This is a genomic window from Micromonospora matsumotoense (assembly GCF_900091525.1).
GTDB lineage: Bacteria > Actinomycetota > Actinomycetes > Mycobacteriales > Micromonosporaceae > Micromonospora > Micromonospora matsumotoensis.
Window position 1 is genome coordinate 1 of the sequence record NZ_FMCU01000013.1, and the last position, 18,657, is coordinate 18,657.

The 18,657-nt window shown below is 69.2% G+C and carries 15 protein-coding genes; 6 read left to right on the top strand and 9 right to left on the bottom strand.

The features are described from left to right. Positions 1-1,046: arabinan endo-1,5-alpha-L-arabinosidase (locus tag GA0070216_RS22775; protein WP_218108258.1), on the bottom strand; the 1,046-nt coding region annotated here is incomplete at its 3' end. 449 nt (positions 1,047-1,495) lie between these two features. Here GA0070216_RS22775 and GA0070216_RS22780 point away from each other — a divergent pair. Beyond that, positions 1,496-3,016 (top strand): FAD-dependent monooxygenase, encoded by a 1,521-nt coding sequence (locus tag GA0070216_RS22780; RefSeq protein ID WP_091249898.1) that lies wholly within the window; start codon positions 1,496-1,498, stop codon positions 3,014-3,016. Positions 3,017-3,031: 15 nt separating this feature from the next. Here GA0070216_RS22780 and rubN8 read toward each other — a convergent pair whose 3' ends face one another. The 5 genes from rubN8 to GA0070216_RS22805 form a co-directional block, all read right to left on the bottom strand. Then, on the bottom strand, positions 3,032-4,306 hold the full coding sequence (gene rubN8, locus GA0070216_RS22785; protein WP_245722652.1) for an amino sugar nitrososynthase RubN8: 1,275 nt from the start codon (positions 4,304-4,306) through the stop codon (positions 3,032-3,034). A gap of 63 nt (positions 4,307-4,369) precedes the next feature. Further along, positions 4,370-5,605: a class I SAM-dependent methyltransferase gene (locus GA0070216_RS22790; protein ID WP_091249904.1), complete on the bottom strand. Its 1,236-nt coding sequence runs from the start codon at positions 5,603-5,605 to the stop codon at positions 4,370-4,372. A 29-nt stretch (positions 5,606-5,634) separates the two neighbouring features. Then, entirely contained in the window at positions 5,635-6,756 is a 1,122-nt protein-coding gene (locus GA0070216_RS22795; protein WP_091249909.1) for a DegT/DnrJ/EryC1/StrS family aminotransferase, read from the bottom strand. Then, positions 6,753-7,175: a PPOX class F420-dependent oxidoreductase gene (locus tag GA0070216_RS22800; protein WP_091249912.1), complete on the bottom strand. Its 423-nt coding sequence runs from the start codon at positions 7,173-7,175 to the stop codon at positions 6,753-6,755. Before GA0070216_RS22800 ends, GA0070216_RS22795 begins: the two co-directional genes overlap by 4 nt. A 206-nt stretch (positions 7,176-7,381) precedes the next feature. Continuing rightward, complete coding sequence (locus GA0070216_RS22805; RefSeq protein ID WP_091249915.1) at positions 7,382-8,200, bottom strand: AfsR/SARP family transcriptional regulator; 819 nt, start codon at positions 8,198-8,200, stop codon at positions 7,382-7,384. A 263-nt stretch (positions 8,201-8,463) separates the two neighbouring features. On the opposite strand from GA0070216_RS22805, the gene GA0070216_RS22810 reads away from it, so the two are divergent. Then, positions 8,464-10,431 (top strand): AMP-binding protein, encoded by a 1,968-nt coding sequence (locus GA0070216_RS22810; protein ID WP_091249918.1) that lies wholly within the window; start codon positions 8,464-8,466, stop codon positions 10,429-10,431. Continuing rightward, complete coding sequence (locus GA0070216_RS22815) at positions 10,428-11,453, top strand: methyltransferase (protein ID WP_091249922.1); 1,026 nt, start codon at positions 10,428-10,430, stop codon at positions 11,451-11,453. The genes GA0070216_RS22810 and GA0070216_RS22815 overlap by 4 nt, the downstream gene beginning before the upstream one ends. Before the next feature lie 112 nt (positions 11,454-11,565). Here GA0070216_RS22815 and GA0070216_RS22820 read toward each other — a convergent pair whose 3' ends face one another. Next, positions 11,566-12,015, bottom strand: coding sequence for a nuclear transport factor 2 family protein (locus GA0070216_RS22820; RefSeq protein ID WP_091249926.1), 450 nt, complete (start codon positions 12,013-12,015; stop codon positions 11,566-11,568). Between the two features lie 187 nt (positions 12,016-12,202). On the opposite strand from GA0070216_RS22820, the gene GA0070216_RS22825 reads away from it, so the two are divergent. From GA0070216_RS22825 to GA0070216_RS22835, 3 genes are read left to right on the top strand one after another with little or no spacing between them, the layout of a single operon-like run. Then, complete coding sequence (locus tag GA0070216_RS22825) at positions 12,203-13,153, top strand: aromatase/cyclase (RefSeq protein ID WP_091249930.1); 951 nt, start codon at positions 12,203-12,205, stop codon at positions 13,151-13,153. 35 nt (positions 13,154-13,188) lie between these two features. Next, the gene (locus GA0070216_RS22830) at positions 13,189-13,890 is read left to right on the top strand and encodes a class I SAM-dependent methyltransferase (protein WP_218108259.1); all 702 of its coding nucleotides are present in this window, start codon (positions 13,189-13,191) and stop codon (positions 13,888-13,890) included. 14 nt (positions 13,891-13,904) lie between these two features. Next, complete coding sequence (locus tag GA0070216_RS22835; RefSeq protein WP_091249933.1) at positions 13,905-15,410, top strand: FAD-dependent monooxygenase; 1,506 nt, start codon at positions 13,905-13,907, stop codon at positions 15,408-15,410. Positions 15,411-15,478: 68 nt separating this feature from the next. Here the strand turns inward: GA0070216_RS22835 and GA0070216_RS22840 are convergent, their stop codons facing one another. Then, positions 15,479-16,990 (bottom strand): FAD-dependent monooxygenase, encoded by a 1,512-nt coding sequence (locus GA0070216_RS22840; protein WP_091249937.1) that lies wholly within the window; start codon positions 16,988-16,990, stop codon positions 15,479-15,481. 15 nt (positions 16,991-17,005) lie between these two features. Further along, a complete protein-coding gene (locus tag GA0070216_RS22845) occupies positions 17,006-18,625 on the bottom strand; it encodes an NAD(P)/FAD-dependent oxidoreductase (protein WP_218108260.1) in 1,620 nt (539 codons plus the stop codon). Between the last annotated feature and the right edge of the window lie 32 nt (positions 18,626-18,657).

An 18,657-nucleotide genomic window follows, 5' to 3' on the forward strand; every position in this document is an offset into this window, starting at 1 on the left:
AACGGCCAGCCGGCGGTGTCGTAGCCGAGCAGGTTGATGCCCAGCAACGAGGCGCCGTTGTTCGCGTAGTAGTGGTAGGCGAGGACCTCGGCGTCGGTGTCGGTGAACACCGCCTGGTGCCCGGGTCCGTGGATGCTGCCGTGTCCGGCGAGCACCTGGGTGCCGCCGCCTGAGGTCATCGCCACCCCGTTGCGGTCGACGTACGGGCCGGTGACCGAGGTCGACCTGCCCACCATGACCCGGTACGTGCTCGCCGCACCCTGGCAGCACCGGTCGAACGACACCCACAGGTAGTAGTAGTTGCCGTGCCGCACGATCACCGGCGCCTCGATCGCGCCTCCGTTACGTCCCGCGATGCTGCGCACCGTCGTATCCGAGCGTTTCCCGGTGGCCGGGTTGAGCGCCACCATCTTGATGCCCGACCAGAACGACCCGAAACTGAGCCACCACCGGCCGGAGGCGTCGACCACCAGATTCGGATCGATCGCGTTGAAGTTGTCGGACGTCCGGGACTCGATCACCAAACCCTGGTTGGTCCAACTACCGGAGGCACCGGTCGTGCTCGTGGCCAGGAAGATCGCCGACCGGTTCGACCCGAACGTCGAGGCAGAGTAATACAGCCAGTACCGGCCATCACGGTAAGACAGATCCGGCGCCCACAGGTTGCGACTGCCACCGGTGTACGTCGTGGTCCACGGCGCACCGTTGGGGAACACCGCACCCGCGTTACGGAACGCGGTCCGGTCACTCGAGGTCTTGAGAGCGATGTTGTCACCGGTGTGCGCCAACAGGTAACCACCACCGGGACGAACCACGATCGTCGGGTCGTGCACCCCGACATCGCCGGTGACCCGGCCGGGACCCGGGTAGGACCCGGGCGGTGTGGTGGGCGTCGCCGCTGCCCGTGGCGCGGCAGTCGACGAGGCGGCCGACGAGGACCGCGCCACCACGAACGTGCCGGCGACCACCACCACGACGGACAGGGACAGCAGAGCCAGTCGACGGACGGTGGGTGGATTCTGTACGGGGGTGAGCGAAGTGGTCACGACAGTTCCTTGGGTCGGGCGCCGGCGGCCCGATCACAGGCCGTAACGGCACGTGCATAACGTGTGAACCGTTGTATCGGTGGAGCCAACCTGTCCATCGACCTGGGAGATCAGGGGGCACGACACGGTGTCCCGACGGCCACTGACACTGAGTTCAGATTCGGAAAGTTAACGCAGACATCGATACATGTCAACGTCGATGCGACGCTGGCCCCCCCACAACAGGTGACGTAGGACCCATCGGCACGCTGCACTACCGCATCCGCGACCGCATGCGAGGCCGAGTTCGCCGCCGTGCGGTACTTCGCCCTCAACGGCACCGCCCACCGGACCACACCCAGGCTGAACACGGAAAACTACGCAGTCCCGCCACGACGCAAGGGTTGAAGATCAAGTTAGATCCACACCACCGTGCCGCATCAACCGTGGGATGACGACATAATGCCTGGGTGAGTCTTCCCGTTCTGATCGTCGGTGCCGGACCGGCGGGTCTGGTCGCCGCGTGTGAACTCGCGCGTCGCGGTGTCGACGTCCGCCTTGTCGAGCAGGCGGTGTCGCCCTCGTCGGGCTCGCGTGCGAAGGGAATCCAACCCCGCACGTTGGAGGTTTTCGAGACGCTCGGCGTCGTCGAGGAAGTAACCTCATCCGGAGGGCCTTTTCCGCGCTGGCGGAGCTACCGGGCAGGGCACCTGTCGTGGGAGAAGTCGATCTACGAGATGCTGGGAATGGGTCAGCCCGCCGCCACTCCAGCGGTTCCCTATCCTGAAACCTGGATGATTCCGCAGTGGCGGACCGAGGAGATCCTCCGTGGCGCCCTACGGCGGCTCGGCGTGCAGGTCGAGTATCGCTCGGTACTCATCGCGCTCGCTGAGGACGAAACCGATGCCATCGCCACGATCCGTAGTCCCGATGGGACGGAACACATCCGCTCGCCCTACGTCATCGCCGCGGACGGCGCGGCCAGCACCGCACGGAAACTCGTTGGCGTGGCGTTCGACGGGGTGACTCGTGACGATCAGCGGTTCCTCACCGCGGACGTACGAACGACCCAGCTGGATCGTTCGTACTGGCACAACTGGTCGCGCCCCGACAACCCGGCAGCCCGCGTGTCCATCTGCCCGCTGCCGGGAACGGACACCTTCCAGTTCGTTGCCCCGCTCCTACCGGGCGACAATCCCGTTCCCGATCTACCCACGATCCAGCGTCTGTTCGATGAGCGGTCCGACCGTGTCGCGGTGACCTTCGACGAGGTGCTCTGGGGCACCGAGCATCGAGCGAACGAACGGCTGGCGAGCCGATTCCGGGTCGGCCGGGTGTTCCTCGTCGGAGACGCCGCGCATGCTCTTCCGGCGGCTGGCGGACAAGGGCTGAACACCGCTGTCCAAGACTCACACAACCTCGGATGGAAGATCGCAGCTGTTCTGCGGGGCGCACCGGAGAAGCTGCTGGACAGCTACGAGGAAGAACGTCGACCCATCGCAGCACGCCTGATGAAGGGACTGGCAGCACCCGATGACCGCGGCGAGGTGGCGGACATCTTCCAACTGCGGAACAACTACCGTGGACGTCGACTCAGCGTGGAGACCCGGCAGACTCCGGGGATCGTTCAAGCTGGTGACCGGGCACCGGACGCGCCGCTGAGGCTCTCGGATGGCTCGCAACTTCGGTTGTTCGAGTTCATGCGAGAGGGGAACCTCACCGCTCTCGCGTTCGGTGACGAGGCGACCAAGGGATGCCGTGTCATTGCGGACCAGTGTTGCCCGGCGGATGCCCCCCGGATACTCGACGTTCGCAACGAGTCGTCCTCGACCGCTGACGCGCTACAGGAAACCTACGGCGTCAACGACGACGACGTGCTCTTTCTCATACGTCCGGACGGGCACATCGGACTCGCCGCGGAGGACCATTTCGCCGAGCGGCTGAACGGTTACCTCGCGTGTTTGACTCCCTCCGGCATGGCCCGCAGGTGAGTGGCAGCGCCACGGTCAGCGACCATCCACCGGCGGGGCGGCCCGTACGCTCACGTAGTTGTTGTCCCGTTCCAGGTTCAGTGCCTGCGCGCTTAGGTAGTCCACCCCGTCGACGTAGGTGTACGGCTGCATGAAGCGGCCGGCGCGCACATCCCGGTACAGCCGGGCCAGCGGGTGGTCCGCCACATAGGTGGCCCCGCCCACCACGGTCAGGCAGTCGTCGACCACCGCCGCCGCCAACTGGTTGACCATGAGCTTGGCACACTGGAATGGGGTCATCATGCGCCGTCCCCGTTCTTCCGCGTCCATCTCCTGGTTCGGGGACAACTCGTCGGCGTTCACCAGCGAGGCCGACGCCGTGGCCCGCAGCGCGTACAGTCGCGCGTCGATCTCGGCCACCAGGGTCCGCTTCGCCGCCGACGGGATGGTCGACCGGCGGGCGACCGTGTCGACCGCAAGGTCGCGGGCCGCCTGGGCGACGCCCGCATAGATGCCCAGCATGGTGATGGAGCTCACCGCGTGTCCGGCCAGGGCCGCGTCGCCGTGCGCGCCCACACTGCCGCGCGCCAGCACGTCGCCGGCCGGCACCGGGCAGTCGTCGAACGCGACGTCGAGCGTGCCGGACGCGCGCATGCCCAGTCCCTCCCAGCCATCGATGACGGAGAGTCCCGGGGCGTTGCGGGACACGATGGGGGCGAGCAGCAGCGTCGGCCCCCCGGCGACGGGTGCCTGGGCGGAGACCACGAAGTGCGTCGCGATCGGCGCCATCGTCACGAGCATCTTGCGGCCGGACAGCAACCAGCCGCCGGAGCCGTCGGGGCGCAGTTGGGTGACCGCGCTTGGATGGTCCTTCACCGCGCCACACACCACAGCTTCGCCGCGGGCCATCGACCGCAGCAGCCGTTCGGCAAGATCACGAGTGGCCGGGGGGCCGTTCCGCCACTCGTATGTCAGGGTGATCCCCCGACTGAACTGGGCGTGCAGGGCCAGCGCGGTGGAGGCGTCCGCCTCGGCGATCCGCAGCAGCGCGACGGCCACGTCGTGCAGCCGGCTGACGCCCATCCCACCCAACTCGACGGGCACGGTCGCGCCCAGCACGCCGTCGCGCGCGAAGTCCCGGAAGGTCTGGACGGGGAACGTACCGTCCCGGTCGTTCGGGGTGGCCATGGACCGTAACGCGGGCAGGTGTCGCGCTAGAACGGTCAGCAACTCGCGGCCGGGCATGGTGATCGTGGTGTCCAGGTTGCCGGGCGCAACCGACCGCGAGGCGTCTCGTTCGGTCGTCGTCACCGCGGAACCGGCCTGGCACGGGGCCGGGACGTCGTACTCTGACATGAGTTCCTCTCGATACTCTCACAGCACCCGGACGTCCGGCACATAGCTGATCCACTGCCCACCGCAGCGCCGGAACTCCCGCTCCTTCCCCATGATCTCGTCGGCGTGGTTCCAGGCGAACAGCAGCGCATAGTCCGGGTACGGGTCACGGAACGCTGCCGGCGGCCGCACCGGGATGTGCTTGCCGGGCGTCATCCGGTGCTGCTTGGCAGGTGTGCTGTCGCACACGTAGGAGACGAGCTCGGGCCCGATGCCACAGAAGTTGGTAACCGTCGCGCTCTTGGCCGTGGCGCCGTAGGCGGCCACGACCGATCCTTCGGCGCGGAGCCGGCGCAGCAGCTCCATGAGGTCATCGCGTATCCGCAGCACGCTGTCGGCGAAGCCGCGCAGGGTCTGCATGTCGGACAGGCCGTCGGCATCCTCCTCGGCGAGCAGCTCGGCGACGGCCGGGCTTGGCGCGCGCCTCCCGGCCCGGGCGAGTGTGTAGCGGACCTCGCCACCGTGCACCGGCAAGCGGTCCACGTCCACCAGCTCGAACCCGTAGTGTTCCGCCATGGCCCGCACCGAGTGCCCGCTGAACAGGAAGAAGTGCTCGTCGTAGATCTGATCGAAGGAGGTCTTCGCCACGAGATCGCCGAGGTACGGGTCCTCGAACACGAACACGCCGTCCGGCGCCAGCAGCGCATCGACACCGCGAAAGATCGATGCCGGGTACGGTATGTGACACATGGTGTTCGCCGCGTAGATGACCTGGGCCGGCCCCTCCTCAGCACGGACCTGCGCCGCCGTCGCCTCCTCGAAGAACACGGTGCGCACCCGGATGCCCTCGGCGCGGGCCGCCTCGGCCACTCCACTGGAGGGCTCGAAGCCCAGATGACGTACGCCGGCCTGCTTGATCGTGCTGAGCATGACGCCGTCGTTGCAGCCCATCTCGACGATGAACGGATCCGCAACGGCGAGTTCGGTGTCAAGGAACCGCTGCGCGACGCTCGCGAAGTGCGCGCGCATCACCGCAGACCCGGACGAGTGGTACGGGTAGTCCTCGTGGAACATCTTCTCCCGCGGAACCGACTCCGTCAGCTGCACCATCGCGCACGCCTCACACCGCCCGACGGCGAGCCGGAAGAAGAACTCCGGGACGTCGCTGTCCGGCTCACGGAACGCGTCGGACAACGGCTGCCGTCCCAGATCGAGGAACTCATGGACTCTTCCACCGCACACCTTGCAGGTGACGGCCACCGACTCTGTCGGCATGGTGCTCCCTCCGTACCATTCGGGTGGTCTCAGAAACCGGTCAGCACGTCACGCAGGGCCCGGATCACGGCCTGCTGCCGATCGGGCGACAGCATGGGGTACATCGGCAGGGAGAACACCTCACCAGCGAGCCTCTCGGTGGCGGGCAGCGCGCCCTTGGCGTACCTGAGGTGCGCAAACCCGGTCATGGTGTGCACCGGCCAGGGGTAGCTGATGTTCAGCGCGATGTCGTACGCCCGCAGCCGCTCGATGATCTCGTCCCGGCGGGGATGCCTGACCACGTACAGGTAGTACACATGCTCGTTGCCCGGGGCCACCGTCGGCAGCACGAGCCCGCCCGGTTCGGCGAGGTCACCCAGTGCCTCGGTGTAGCGTCGGGCCACCGCCCGACGCCGCGCGATGTACGTGTCGAGCCGACGCAGCTTGCCCCGCAGGATCTCGGCCTGCAACTCGTCGAGGCGACTGTTGTGGCCGGGAGTCTGCGCCACGTAGTAGCGGTCCTCCATGCCGTAGTAACGCAGGCGCCTGACGTTCTGGTCGATGTTCTCGTCGCTGGTGAGCACGGCGCCTCCGTCACCATAGGCGCCGAGAACCTTGGTGGGATAGAACGAGAACGCCGCAGCGTCGCCCATCGTGCCTGCCAGCTGATCGTGGTGGCGTGCACCGTGTGCCTGGGCACAGTCCTCCAGCACGGACAGGCCGTGCCGGGCAGCCAGCCGGTGCAGCGGTGCCATGTCGACGCACTGGCCGTACAGGTGCACCGGGAGCAGGGCCCGGGTACGCGGGCCGATCGCGGCCGCGACCTGGTCGGTGTCCATGAGGAAGTCGTCCTCGCGCACATCCACGAAGACCGGTTTGGCACCCGTCCCGTCGATTGCCACCACAGTCGGCGCGGCGGTGTTGGCCACCGTGATCACCTCGTCGCCCGGCCCGACTCCGAGCGCCTGCAACGCCAGCTTGATCGCGTTGGTGCCGTTGTCGACGCCGGCGCAGTGACGGACACCGTGGTACGCCGCGAACTCCACCTCGAACCCGGCCACACCGGGACCCAGGATCAGCTGGCCGGACTCGAACACCCGCGCCACCGCAGCCAGGATGTCCGCGCGCTCGTCGTGGTACTCCGGCAGATAGTCCCACACCCGGATCGTCATCGCCGCGCTCCACGGTCGGCGAGCGTGCCACCGACCGTGCGGCCCACCGCCCCTGACTCCCACCCCGAGTCGATTCCCCAGGCGATGATCCGGATCGGGTGTATCCGGATCAGGTCGACGCCGGTGCCGCCGGCGGGCGGCAGCGCCTCGGCCTCACCCCGGATCTCCAGGCCGCGGAACGCGGGTGGCGAGTCGGGCGTGATGTCGTCGACGACGAAGGCCACCCTGCCGTTCGCCCGCACGTCACGGTACTTCCGGCTGCTGCCCAACCCGCGCCCGGTGATGTCGATGGTGTCCCAGTCCGCGTTGTACGTGAACCGCACCGGGACGCAGTGCGGATAGCCGGTGCCACCGATGGTGGCCAGGCGGCCCAGGGACTGTGTCCGCAGGTAGGTAACTTCCCCTGCCGTGAACAGCATGGCGATCCCTTCTGCATGGGGCTGCGATACAGACGATCCTGGGGGTTCCCGATCGAGATGGCCTCGAGGGCTGTTGGGGCGGGGCCGTCCGTCGAACGACCGGCGCCGGGACGCTTTTCGCGCCGGCCTCTGTGCGCGGCTCCCCATGTCACCCGATGCCGGCACGGCGGTCGACTGTGGCGCTCCGGCCGGGCCCACCGTGCTCGTCATGACGGCCCGGTCCGTTGCCGTGGCACCACCAGGTCCAGTTCAGCCTGCGGGTCCAGCGTCCACGGCACGCCGGCGACAACGTCGTGCTGGAGCTGACACAGCCGCGACGAGGGTGCCACGCCCAGTTCGGCACCGAGTGTGGACTGGAGCCGTTCGTACACCTGGAGGGCGTCGGCGCGTCGGCCGGTCTCGGTGAGCGCGATCATCAACTGCTGGTGGAACCACTCGTCGATCGGGTTGGCAGCCGCCAGGAACTGGAGTTCGGGGATCAGCTCGTGGTGCCGGCCCAGCCGCCGGTCGGCGACGATGCGCAGCCGCAGGGTCCGGGTCCGGATCTCTGCCAGGTGCGTGACGTGCGGCGTCAACAACGGCCCGGCCGGCACGTCGGCCAGCGCCGGCCCGCGCCACAGCGCAAGCGCCCCGTGCAGCTGTCGCGCGGCCTGCTCGACGTGCCCGGACTCCAGCGACGTACGCCCCTGCTCGCTCAGCCGCTCGAACACCCACGCGTCGATCTCCGCCTCGTCCACCCTGAGCAGGTATCCGGGCGAGCGGGTCTGCACGAACTCGCCCCAGCCGAGCTGAGAGAACCGATGCTGGTACTTCTTGCGAATTTGGTAGACGTAGGTCTGTGCGGTGGTGACAGCACTGCGTGGCGGGTGCTCGCCCCACAACTCCGCGATGATCGAGGCGCGGCTGACGACCTGATTGGCCCGGAGCAGCAGCAGGGCGAGCGTCCAGCGCACCTTGGTCGCCGTGGGCGTCTCGATGGTGCCCTGCACGGTGACTTCCAATGGACCGAGCACTCGGAACATCATGCCGCTATGTAACACCTACGACGCTCTGAGTGACAGGTAGAGCGAGCCAACTGGGCGGGTGAGTGTTCCCGAGGGCACAGCGCGCCATCGCCCCTGGGCACAGTGGACCGTCAACCCGGCAAGGGGCCGAGGAGTCCGGGCCAGGTGATCCGGCGGTCCTGATCGTCGCTCGCATCTCGACCCGGCGTCGAGCGGAGAGGCGAAGGGTCGCCTGTGGGCCGCACGGCGCGGTCCGGCATCTCTGAGAACGGACGGACCGACCGATGTCCGAGACAAGCATGGAGGAGGACGGCGTCGTCCGCGGTGCGCCGCTGGATCGCACCATCGCGCGCCTGATCGACGGACGCGTAGACGCACTCCTCACCCGCGCGGTACGACTGGCACCGGACCGGATCGCGCTGCGCTGCAGCGCCGACGCGCTGACCTTCGCCGAACTGGACCGGCTGGCGACTCGATGTGCGGCTGCGCTGCGCGCCCTGACTGGTGGGCCGAACCAGGTGGTCGCGCTGGCCGGCGTGCTGGACCCGGTCTTCGCGGTCGGGTTCTTCGGAATCGCGCGGGCCGACAACGTCAGCGCGCTGGTCAACCCGCTGCTGCGGGAGGACGGTCTGGTCCACGCGCTGAGCACTGTCCGGGCCGGCACCGTCGTGGCGACACCGGAGATGTGCCGCCGGATTCGGCGGGTGCGGCACCGGCTGCCCGGGTTGACCCACCTGGTGCTGACCCACCGGGACGAGGGTGTGGCGGCCGACCGGGACGTTCCCACGCTGCGGGAACTGATCGACGCCACCACGACCACGACCACGGCACCCGCACCGGCCGGCAGGCCGGACGCGGTGGCCTGCCTGCAACTCACCAGCGGGACGAGCGGGCCGGCGAAGGCGGTGCAGCTGACCCACCGCAACCTCACCGTCAACGCCGCGCAGACGGTGTACGGCCACCGGCTGACCGACGACTCGGTGCTCTTCAACTACCTGCCCACCTTCCACCTGATGCACCTGACCATCGGGCTGGCCTCGACGGCGACCCACGTACTGTGCGCGGAGCCTGATCTCGCCGAGGCGGTGCGGGCCGCCGACGCATGCGGCGCGACCCACCTGTACAGCCTGCCCGTGCGACTGTCCCGGCTGGCGGTGGAACCACGGCTGCCGATGATGCGGATCAGCTCCCTGCGAGCCGTACTGTCCGGCGGCTCGGCCATGCCCGAGTCGGCCGTCGATACGCTCAGTGACCACTTCGGGGTGCCGGTCGTGCAGGGATACGGCCTGGCGGAGACCTCACCGTCGACTCACCTCGGCGACCTGGACCGGCCCCGAACGGGTTCTTGCGGGCGGCCGGTGCCCGGCACCGAGTGCCGGATCGTCGACGTGGACACCGGTGCGGTGGTGTTGACCGGCGGCAAGGGCGAGGTGCAGGTGCGGGGTCCTCAGCTGATGCGTGGGTACCTCGGTCACGAACGCTCCCGGGATATCGACGCCGATGGTTGGTTTGCGACCGGCGACATCGGTCGGTGCGATCCGGATGGCTACCTCTTTCTGGTCGATCGACTCAAAGACGTCTTCAAGCGGGACAACTGGTTGGTGGCGCCGACGACCATCGAACGCGAGTTGCGCCGGCATCCAGCGGTCACCGACTGTGTCGTCTTCGACTACCCGGACACATTCAGCGGGGCCGTGGCCTACGGACTGGCCGTGGTCCGCGACGACGCCACCCGTCCGGCCGACCTGATGGCGTACGTCAACGACCGGCTCCCCTATTACGAGCACCTGGCCCAGGTGGAGTTGGTCGACGAGATCCCGCGCTCGGCCACCGGCAAGGTCCGTCGGCGCGAGTTGCGCGACCAGACGCTCGACCGGCACCGCAACGCAGCGGTCCGGGCCGATCGGAGTTCATCCCTGCAGGACAGAGCTGAAGGTGAGGACCACGTGTTCATTTTCATCGACCGGATGACGGTCACCGGGGACGTCGAGGAGTTCGAGCAGGCGCTGGCCCAGATCTCCGAGTACATGGCACAGCAGCCGGGCTTCCGCTCACACCAGCTGTACCAGTCGGCCGACGATCCGAAGGTGTACATGGAAATCGCACACTGGCAGGACGCCGCCGCGCATCGCCAGGCCACCAGCACGGAGGGCTTCCGCACGCCGCTACAGCAGGTGATCAAGAATGCCAGGGTAGACTTCTCGCCGTACGAGTTGCGCTCCAGCCACGGCGACGCGGCGTCGCAGTCATGACCGACATGAAGGTGCCGCAGGCCGCCCGGCAGCTACGTGAACTGGCGCTGAGTGCCGCGTGCGCCGCGGCACTGCGCGCCGCGGCGAGGCTCGGCGTGGCCGACGCGCTGGGCGACGACCCGGCGTCCGTGGAGGAGATCGCGCGGGCGGTGAAGGCCGACGCCGGCGCGCTGCGACGGCTGATGCGCGGCCTGTCCAGCCATGGCATCTTCGCCGAGGTGGACGGCGACCGTTTCGCGCACACCGAGGCCTCCCGCCTGCTCCGCGAGGACACGCCGAGTGGACTGCGGTACACCACGCTCTGGGCGACCGAGCCCTGGACATGGGAGTTGTGGCCGCGGCTGGACGAGGCGGTCCGGGCGGGACGCAGCCAGTTCGGCGACCTGCACGGCAAGAGCTTCTTCGAGTTCCTGCACGAGGACGCGCCGGAGTCGGCCGCGGTGTTCGACCGGGCGATGACCCAGGCCAGCGCCTTGTCCGCGCGAGCACTCGCGGACGTGCTGGACCTGCACGGGGTGGCCGTGGTGGCGGACGTGGGCGGCGGCCAGGGCGGCGTGCTGCGCGCCCTGCTGGAGCGCTCGACGACGCTGCGCGGCGTGTTGTTCGATCTGCCCGAGGTGATCGCCAACGCGGACCCGTGGCTGCGTCCTGGCGGCCCACTCGGCGATCGGGTCCAGTTGGTCGCCGGTGACTGTCGACGCGAGGTCCCGGTGGAAGCCGACCTGTACCTGGTGAAGAACGTCCTCGAATGGGACGACGACAGCACGGTGGCGACCCTGCGCGCCATCGCGTCGAGCGGCCGGCCCGGCGCTCGGGTGGTCATCGTCGAGAACCTCATCGACGGCAGCCCGGAACTGAAGTTCACCACGGCGATGGACCTGCTCCTCCTGCTCAACGTCGGTGGGCGCAAGCACACCCGGGAGGGGCTGGAAGCGCTGATCGGGCAGGCCGGGCTGACGCTGGGCAGGGTGGAGCCGGTCAACTCCTACCTGCACATGTTCACCTGCGTCGTACCCGCCTAGCTGGTCGAGTCCCACCGTCCGAGGGCCGATCTCAGCGGGAGTCCGGGGCTCCCCCGTCCAGCGGCGACGCCCCGTCCGAGAATCGGACGGGGCGTCGCCGTACGTGTCGCGCTCAGGCCAGATCGTCGCGCGTCACCCGCCGCGACCTCACCCGCAGCTGCCCGTCCTCGAACACCAGGACGTCCTCACAGACGCAGGTACGGTACAGGCGCGGAGCACCGCCGAGCAGCGTCGAGAAGACCAGCGCGTAGCAGCGGACCGCGATGGTGCCGTCCGCCCCCGGGCGGACGTCGAGCATGCCGTGCCAGTGCCTACGGACATCGCCGGCCGCGGCCAGCTCCGCTGCGGTACGGCTCATCGCGGCGATCAGCTCGGCCCGGCCCCGGGTCGGCTCGTCCAGGGTCGGCGCCTCGAAGGTGCCGTCCTCGGTGAAGGTCTGCGCCCACTCGTGCGCCGCACCGGCGTCGAGCAGGTGCATGTGTCGTGCGTAGAACTGTTGGACCTCGACGTAGAGGCGTTCGAAGGTGAGGTCTGCGGTGGGCAGGTCGAGCTGTGCTGGCATGGCCACTCCGTTACGGCAGGCGGTTGAGGTTCCAGGCGCGCGCCGGCTCAGCCTGTGCCGATCGTCTCGAACCGCGGTGGAGCGTCGTTCACGCCCCCGCTGTCGACCGGTGCTCCACCACGCCTCCAGTACCCGCGTCAACCGTGGCAACCATGGCCCGCAACTGTCACGACCGAAAGGACCACCCGTGTTGACGAGGACTACCCATGTTGTCGAGGAGAAGGCTTCGATCCGCGCGCCGTGGCAGGTGTGCCGCGACCTGGTGACCGACCTGGCCGGCTGGAGCCAACTGCATCGGCCGGCGGTGCACGCCGAACACCTGGCCCGGGACGCATCCGGTGACCTGGTCCAGCGGTGGTACGTCACCGGATTCGACACCGTACGGACCTGGCGTGAGCGTCGTGCGACCGAGGAGGACGGGCGGCGCACCGTGTTCACGCACGAACCGGCGGAGCCGCCCTTCGCAGACGTACGCGGGGCCTGGACCCTGGACGAACAGCCGGACGGCAGCACCTTGGCCGTGCTGCGTCTCGAGTTCGAGCTGCTGGATGCGGATCCCGCCGAGGCGACCCGCCGGATCGACCTGCTGCGCCGGGACAGCCGTGCGGAGTTGGAGACCCTCCGCCACGCCGCCGAGCACCGCGACGAGCTCAGCGAGCTGATCATCTCCTTCGAGGACCCGCTGTTCGTGGCGGGTTCCGTGAGCGACGCCTACACGTACCTCTACGAGGCGGACAAGTGGCCGGACCGCATCCCGCACGTGGTGCGGCTGGCGATGACCGAGGAGGTGCCGAACATCCAGTTCTTCGACATGGACACGGTCTCCGCCGACGGGTCGGAGCACACCACCCGGTCGGTCCGCATCTGCCTGCCGAACCGGAAGATCGTCTACAAGCAGACCCAGCCGCCCGCGACGATGACCGCGCACGCCGGGCACTGGATGTTCACGGAAACCCCGGAGGGGCTGATCCTGGGCGCCCGGCACACCTGCACGATCCGCCCTGAGGGGCTGCACCTGCTCGGCGAGGGCACCACGGTCACCAAGGCCCGGCGGTACCTGCGCAAGGTGCTCAGCGCGAACAGCATGGGCAATCTGCGGCTGGCCAAGTCGTACGCCGAGGAGCGGGCGGAAGCATGACGCGCACCGACCCGATCCGCGGGGAGGACCCCGCCATGCCAACGCACCCCGCTGACGGCTCCGACGCCGGAGTCGTCGCCGAGGTACCCGACCAGGTGTTGGCCGGCGCGGCCGTGTACAGCAGACGTATCCTGGCCGCGTACGACCTGTGGGTGCTCGGCTTCGTCTGCTCGGCCGTGTGGCACTGCCCGCGGCGGTACATGCTGAGGCAGTACGACCGCAACGTCGGCCGTCGCCACCTGGACCTCGGCCCGGGCACCGGCTTCTTCCTGGACCGCTGCGCGTTCCCCGTCGACCGGCCCCACCTGGTCCTGGCGGACCTCAACGAGGAGGTCCTGCGCAAGACGGCCGGTCGGCTCGCCCGGTACCGCCCGGTCATGTACCGCCGCGACGTGCTGCAACCGCTCGAACTCGGCACCGCCCGGTTCGACTCGGTCGGCATGAACTTCCTGCTGCACTGCATGCCGGGTGGGATCACCGAGAAGGCCGTCGTCTTCGACCACGTCCTGCCCTACGTGGCACCGGGTGGACGCATCTTCGGTGCCACCGTCCTGACCCACGGGGTACGGCACGGGCGGCTCGCCCCGAAGGCGCTCGAGTCGCTCAACGAGGACGAGGTGATGAGCAACAGGAACGACTCGCTGGCCGACCTCGACGCCGCCCTCGCGGCCCGGTTCGAGAGCTACCAGCTGCGGGTGCGGGGATCGGTAGCGATGTTCGAGGTGTCGGTCGTCTAGGAGGGAGACAGTCGATGGAGGTCGACGTTCTGGTGGTCGGTGGCGGCCCCGCCGGCACCATGCTGGCCAGTGAGCTGCGGGTCGCGGGGGTCCGGACGCTGGTCGTGGAGCGGATGACCGAGCCGTTCGGTCATCCGAAGGCGCTGGGTCTGCATGCCCGCACGATCGAGGAGTTCGAGCTCCGGGGAGCCCACCAGGAGCTCCTCGACGGTGCGCCGAAGCTACGCGGCGGCCACTTCGCCAGCCTGCCGTCGCCGCTGGTGTACGAGGCGCTCGACAGCCGCCATCCGTACGGGCTGTACCGCACGCAGGTGGAGGTCGAGGAGTTGCTGACCGCGCGGGCCCGCCGGCTCGGTGCGGAGATTCGGCGCGGGCATGAGCTGATCCGGCTGGAGCAGGACGACGCCGGGGTCACCGCCGGCATCCGCGGGCCGGACGGCGAGTACCAGATCCGGTCCCGTTACCTGGTCGGCTGCGACGGTGGGCGCAGCACCACCCGCAAGCTCGCCGGCATCGGGTTCCCCGGCCAGGAACCGAGCCTGGCCGTGCTGCTGGCCGACGCCAAGTTCAGCGGGGAACTGCCCGTGGGCGAGGGGATGGGGCCGCTGCGCCCGTACGGCGTGGTAAGGCCCGAGAAACGTGCCTGGTTCTCGGCGGTGCCGCTCTTCGAGCCGGGGCTGTACCGCGTCATGGTCTTCTGGTATGGGCGGACCTTCCCCGACCGCCGCGCCCCGGTGACCGAGGAAGAGATGCGGGCCGCGCTCGCCGAGATCGCGGGGAGCGACTTCGGGCTGTGCGACATCGAGTGGCTGACCCGTCTGACCGACAGTTCCCGGCAGGCCGAGCGATATCGGCAGGGGCGGGTGTTCCTGGCCGGCGACGCCGCGCATGTGACGTTCCCGGCCGGCGGTCCGGGAATGAACATGGGGCTGCAGGATGCGATGAACCTGGGATGGAAGCTGGGCGCCGCCGTGCACGGCTGGGGTGACGAGGCGCTGCTGGACTCGTACCACGTCGAGCGCCACCCGGTGGGCGAGCTGGTGCTGCGCAACACCCGGCTCCAGGTCGTGCTGCTCGATCCCGACCCGCACCTGCAGCCGCTGCGCGACACCTTCACCGAGCTGCTGCGGATGCCGCAGGTCAACCGGCACTTCGCCGGGCTCGGCGTGGCGCTGGACATCAGGTACGACCTGCCCGGTGAGCATCCCATGATCGGGCGACGGATGCCGGATGTGCCCCTGGTCACCGCGGAGACCCGGCGCTACCTGAGTGAGTACTTCCACCGTGGGCACGGGGTGCTGGTGCTCCTCGACGGGACGGCACCGGCCGTCGATGCGACCACGGCGTGGAAGGACCGGGTCGACGTCGTCACCGGCACGGTGGCCGACCCGGACGTACCGCTCGCGGACGCCTTCCTGGTACGGCCGGACGGTTACGTCTGCTGGGCCGGCGACCCGGTCACCGGGGCCGCCCAGCTGGGCGTCGCGCTGGAGACCTGGTTCGGGCCGCCTCTGCGGTGACATCAGGACGGTGGCCGGGTTCATGCAGTCGAACCCGGCCACCGTCCTACTCCCTGCTGTTTCGCCGGTCAGCGCACCGCAGCCGTGGCCAGTCCGAACCAGGCCGCGAGCGCGGCCGGCAGCGACGATTCGACCGCTGCCGGTGCCACGTCCGGCGCGGCGGCCCAGGCGACGTACCCGTCCGGCCGGATCAGCAGCGCGCCCACCGTGGCCCCGTCCTCTTCCCGGGCCGCGATCACATCGACGCGGTCACGGTGCCCGGCTGCCGCGGTGGCCACCGACGGCTCGTCGCCCAGGTCGACCAGGACCGGCCGGCCGGTCCTGAGCAGCTCCGCCAGCCGTACCGGCCCGGCGGCGGTCCGCAGCCGCAGCGGCGGGGCCAGCCGCCCGACGAGCGGGTGCACCGCTGCGGTCGGCTCCGGCTGGTAGCGCGCGTCCAGCCCGGTCAACATCCGGGACAGGTGCCGGTTGACCTCGTCGATCGCGAGCAGCTCCCGGAACACCTCGCGGAGGGGGTCGATCCGTTCGTCCGAGTTCATCAGCGCGAGCTGTGCCCGGGTCTCCAGGATCACCCGATCCGCCGCCGGGCGTCGCTCCCGGTCGTAGCTGTCCAGCAGGTCACCGGGCGCCCACCCGTGGATCTGACCGGCCAGCTTCCAGCCGAGGTTCATCGCGTCCTGGATGCCGAGGTTGAGGCCCTGGGCACCGATCGGGAAGTGGACGTGTGCCGCGTCGCCGGCCACGAACACCCGGCCGCTGTGGAACCGGTCCACCAGCCGCGACGAGTCGGTGAAGCGGGCGAGCCAGGTCGGCTCGCTCATCTCGATCTCCAGCCCGGTCACCCGGGTCGCCGCGGCCCGCAGTTCGTCCAGGCTCACCGGCGCGTCCCGGTCGGGCACCGGTCGGTCGAACTCACAGGTGAACACCCGGATGCCGGTGTCCGGCATGGCTACCGCCATGATCAGGCCGGACCGGGTGCGCAACGTACCGGGGATGCCGGAGGGGAAGGCGTCCGGATCGCCGAGCGTGACGTCGCCCAGCAGCGCGCTCACGGTGCCGGGCACCCCGGGGAACCCGATCCCCGCCGCCTTGCGGACGAGGCTGCGTCCACCGTCGCAGCCCACGACGTAGGCCGCCGTGAGCGAGTACGGGCCGTCGGCACTGTTCACCTGCAGAACGACCCCGTCGCCGGTCTGTTCCAGTCCGGTGATCTCGTGGCCGCGCCGGATCTCGGCGCCCAGCCCGGCCGCGTGCTCCACCAGGTACGCCTCGGTGCGCGCCTGCGGGATGCCCAGCGTGTACGGATGCTCGGTGTCCAGCAGGTCCAGGTCCAGCAGCGGCGGTCGGATCGCCGCAAAGTGCGTCTTGGGGATCCTGATGGCGTTCGCCACGAACCGGTCGAGCAGCCCCCGGTAGTCGAGCAGTTCCAGGGTCCTGGTCTGCAGCCGGAACGCGCGGGAGTGCACCGTCGGCTCGACGGACCGCTCCAGCACCACGACCCGTACGCCGGCCAGTCGCAACTCACCGGCGAGAAACGCACCGACCGGTCCGCACCCGACGATGGCAACATCGACAGTCATGTTTCTCCTCGTGGATCAGTGCGTCGGTGCGGCGTCGGCCAGCAACTCGCGGATCGCCCGTCGTGGATGGTTGGCGGCCCACCCCGCGATCGCGCCCATCCTGTCCGGGGTCGGATCGATGTAGCGCACCTCGGGCCGGTTGAACTCCAGTGGCGGGAGCATCCAGTCGGCCGCCCGGATCTTCTCGTTGATCCGGTCGGCGGCCTGCTGCGCCTCCAGCGTGCCGGCGTCCACCGCCGCGCAGGCGGCGACAAGCTCGTCGAACAGCTCCGCGTAGAAGTCGACCGGGCACCACAGGCCCGGATACGGGCTGTCGTCCAGCCGACGGCACGGCCCGTCGTCACCGGTTCGCTGCGCGGCGATCATGGCGTTGAGCACGTGCTTGCCGCCGAGCACGCTACCCGCGGCCCAGATGCGGAACACCGCGTTCCACAGGTCGTAGTTGCTGAAGGCAATGAACGCCGAGTTCACCAGTCGGTCGTTGTAGTCCAACAACCCCTGCTCCAGTTGCTCCACGGGGGCGAACCGTTCGGCGGAGAAGTCGTCGTCGCGCAGCGCCTCCATCAGCCGCCACGCGAGCGTGTTGATGACCTCGCAGGTGTTGGACAGCCCACGGGAGAAGAGCGGGTCGATGAAGCCGCCCGCGTGCGACATCAGGCACCAGCGCCCCCCGACCGTACGGGACGAGGAGTACTGCATACGGTCGGTGCTGACCCACTCGCGCACGCTGCGCGCGTGGGCCAACTGCCGCTTCACCGCCGGGAACCGGTCGACGTGGGTCCAGAACTCCTGCTCGGGGGTGAGGTCACGGCGTGCCGGGTAGCGCCGCGGATCGAGCTGGATACCCACGCTGCACAACGGATTGGTCGCACCCTCCCGGTTGTTGAACGGGATGATCCACATCCACCCGCGTTCGAAGATCTGGTGCATGGTGCCGTCGTTGAACGGCACCGGCGGCTGGTCCTGCGGCCCGAAACCGAGATGGTCGTCCGCGGCCTCGACGCCGATCATGTGCGTGAAGATCGACCGCGCGTGGTGCTTGAGCCGGCTCGGCGTCTCCCGCAGGCTCAGTTGTTGGGCCAGCGGCGACCGGAACCCGCTGGCGTCCACGAGGTACCGGCTGCGGTGCACGCTGCCGTCGGCGCCGGTGACCGTCACCTCGTCGTCCGCGAAGTCGATCTTCTCCACCCGGTAGTTCTGGCGGGCGGTGCAGCCGTACCCGATCGCGGTGTGGAACATGTAGGCGTCGGTGTCCTGGCGGAAGTAGTGCGCCGCCCGCCCCATCCCGGTCGGGATGCGGAACATGTTGGTTTCCCGCGGGTCCGGCTCCTGACCGTCGCGGTGAATCGCGAAACCGAAGTTGCTCTTGCGCCCGTGGGCGCTGCTGATGTGGGTGAGCACCCCGTCGAGGCTCGCCAGATTGGCGATCTCCGGCACGCCGTAGCGGGTGGCGATGAGGCGCATCACCGAGAGGGTCTGCCCGATCGTCGACTCACCGACCGCGAAGCGCGGATGCTGAGTGCCGTCGAGCAGTATCACCCGGAAGCCGTGCCGGGCCAGGATGGAACCGAGAATGGTGCCGGACAGCCCGGTACCGATGATGGTGACGTCGTAGGTGGCGTCGTCTGTCGTCACGTCGGGGATCTCCTATCGCATGGGCCTCACGG